The organism is Sphaerobacter sp. (assembly GCF_019683595.1).
Classification (GTDB): domain Bacteria; phylum Chloroflexota; class Chloroflexia; order Thermomicrobiales; family Thermomicrobiaceae; genus Sphaerobacter.
Window position 1 is genome coordinate 1 of the sequence record NZ_JADGHZ010000295.1, and the last position, 2936, is coordinate 2936.

Below are 2936 nucleotides of genomic sequence, written 5' to 3' on the forward strand. Positions count from 1 at the left end.
TTTGTGCGGCGAAACCCCCCCCCTGGGGGGGGGGGGGGGCGGGGGGTGCCACCCCCCCCCCCCCCCCCACGGGGGCTCGCCTCAGCCGCCGAGCTGCTTGACGAACTCCCACTTGCCGTCCTTGACGACGTTCCCACTCATCTTGGTGGAGTCGGTGTCGCACGTCTCGGTGAAGCTCCAGGTGCCCAGCAGTCCGTCGAAGTCCTTGGTGCTCTTGATGGCGTCGAGGATCGCCTTCCGATCCTTCGTCCCGGCCTTCTCGATGGCCTGCATTACGACGGAAGCCGCCTCGTACGCGTAGACCGCGTAGGCATCCGGCTCGGAGTTGAACTTCTCCTTGTAGCGCTGATACCACTCGGCGCCCTTGCCGGTGAGCTGGGACGGCGGGAGACCACCAAAGGTGGCGTAGACGCCCTCGGCCGCCGGGCCGGCAGCTCTGATGAAGTCGTCGTTGAAGATGCCGTCCGGGCCCATGAACATGACGTCGGTCATCCCGACGGCGCGCATGTCCTGGACGAGCTTCCCGGCGTTGGTGTCCGTCACGCCGCCGAAGAAGATCAGATCCGGGTCCATGCCCTTGATCTTGGTCATCAGCGCACGGTAATCGGACGCCTTGTAGTCGATGCCCTCCATGCCGAGGACCTCGAGGCCGAGTTCGCGCGCCGTCTGCTCGAACACCACGGCGATACCGTAGCCGTAGAGCTGCGTGTCGTGGAGGACGTAGACCTTCTCCGCGCCAAGCTCCTTGGCCCAGGTGGCTGCGACGCCCTGGATCTCATCGCTCGGGACGACCCGGCAGTACGTGCGCTCGCCGGTCGGGTAGTAGACATCGGGCTCGTTCTCTTCCACCACGCCCTCGATGTCCTTGGTCAGACCGGGGTAGGTGTTGCCGGGGCTGATCATGGCCATGCCGGCCTCGTTCAGGATCGGGATGGAGATCTTGGCCGCGCCCGAGTTGTACGTGCCGATGTAGACCATGGCATCCGGGTCCGCCACGACCGAGTTGGCGTTCTCGGCTTCCTTGCCGGCGTCCCACGTGCCCTGGGCCGCGGTGGCGTCATCGAGCGGGATGTACTCGATCTTGTAGCCGGCCGCGACGCCGTTGTTGTGGTCCTCAATCGCCATCCGCACGGCGTTGACCATGTCCTGCCCGAGCTTCTGGGATGACCCGGTCAGCGGCCAACTGGAGTAGATCTTGATCGTGCCCTTGGTCGCCTCAGCGCTCCCACCACCGGTGGATGGGGAAGCCGAAGAACTGGTTTGGGTGGGGCTCGATCCGCCCCCTCCGCTTCCCTCGTTCTCCTCTGCACTCCCGCATGCCGCGATCATGGGTAGCAGCAGTGCAAGGATGATCAGGAAGATCGGAATCCGGAACGAATTCCGTCGCATGAAACTCCTCCTCGTTCCTCCTCGTGACCTGACACGCGAGCCGCACGCGTCATACAGTTCAGTGCCTACTGCCCGGGATTACCGCCTCCTTCCCCCGGCGGGGCGGCCGCCGTCTCACACGTGGTCCCGGTGTCGCGCAGCCTCCGTGCAGCGCGGCACACCACGCAGCACCGCGGGATCACTCCCCCGCGAAACTGGCCGGACCCGCCGCGCCGTTCCCGCCCTGGTCATTCGCTCTCCAGGGCGCGCACATCATCCGCGTGTTGGACGAATCGTCGCCCGTCGTCTATCGTGGACTCGCAGAGCGGAGTATACGCACGTTGCCATGTACCTGTCCAGGGTGTTGCGGCCTGCCTCAATGGCGACGGTGTAATTCGTTTGCGGTGTGTGTACCCGCCGCGACACGTTCGATATGATGACCGGCGGTCGCTCATACAGCGAAAGTGGTTGTGGGCTACCCGCGGACGAGGAGGGGCTGATGGAGATTCGTCATCTCGCGCCGCCGTCCCTGGTGCGGCGAGCGCCCTGGCACGATGTGGGGGAGATCCGCGTCGGCAACTGGATCCAGGCGTGGGACGGTCAAGAGCCGATGGACTTCGGACTGATCGGCGTGCCCTTCTCGCGCGCCAGCATCCGGGGAAGCAGTACCGACGGCGGGCCGAACGCGATTCGGAGCGCGTTCGCGTACTTCACGACGTGGTCCGTCGATTACGAGGTGGACATCAGCGACCTGACGGTGCGCGACGTCGGCGACGTGCAGACGGATCTGCTCGATGTCCCGCGTGCGCTGCAGCAGATCGAGGAGTGCTTCACCGATCTCCTGCGCGGCCAGCGCTTCTTCCCGATCGCGCTAGGTGGGGACCACTCGATCACCTGGCCGATCATCGCCGCGATTCACAACGTGCGCCCGGACGCCCGAATCGGCATCGTGCAGTTCGACGCTCACTATGACCTGCGCGGTCCGGACTTCGGCCCGACGCACGGCACCCCCTTCCGCCGCATCCTGGAGGGGGGCTACGGCCTGCAGGGCAAGAACCTCGTGCAGCTCGGCATCCACGGCTTCGGCAACTCGGCGCACTACCACCAGTACGCGCTGGAGCAAGGCGTACGGGTGATCTCAGCCCGCGAGATCCGCCGGCGAGGGATCACCGACGTGATGGACGAGGCGATCACCCGCGCCTCCGACGGAACCGATCTGGTGTACGTGTCGCTCGACATCGACGTGCTGGCCGCGGCCTACGGGCCCGGCACCGGGGTGGTGACGGCGGAGGGACTCGACCCGTACGACCTACTCGAGGCGATGTACCTGCTGGGCCGGGCGCCGTCGGTGTGGGGGCTCGACGTGGTCGAGGTGGACCCGACGCGCGACATCCACGAGATCACTGCCCGCACGGCCTGCACCGCGATCCTGACCTTCCTCGGTGGGTACGTCCACCGCGCGTGAGGTGCCGTTGCACGATGCTGGGCCGTCTCGCAGCGGAGCCCGGGGCCCCCCCCCCCCCCCCCCGGGCCCCCCCCCGGGTCCGCCGCCGGGGGGCGCAGCCCCC

At 67.0% G+C, this 2936-nt stretch carries 2 protein-coding genes; one reads left to right on the forward strand and one right to left on the reverse strand.

Features of this window, described 5'->3' with window-relative positions; genetic code table 11:
* Positions 1-81: 81 nt before the first annotated feature.
* On the reverse strand, positions 82-1389 hold the full coding sequence (locus IRZ30_RS16795; RefSeq protein WP_294086833.1) for a branched-chain amino acid ABC transporter substrate-binding protein: 1308 nt from the start codon (positions 1387-1389) through the stop codon (positions 82-84).
* A 478-nt stretch (positions 1390-1867) separates the two neighbouring features.
* On the opposite strand from IRZ30_RS16795, the gene IRZ30_RS16800 reads away from it, so the two are divergent.
* Positions 1868-2833 (forward strand): agmatinase family protein, encoded by a 966-nt coding sequence (locus IRZ30_RS16800; RefSeq protein ID WP_294086834.1) that lies wholly within the window; start codon positions 1868-1870, stop codon positions 2831-2833.
* Positions 2834-2936 lie beyond the last annotated feature (103 nt).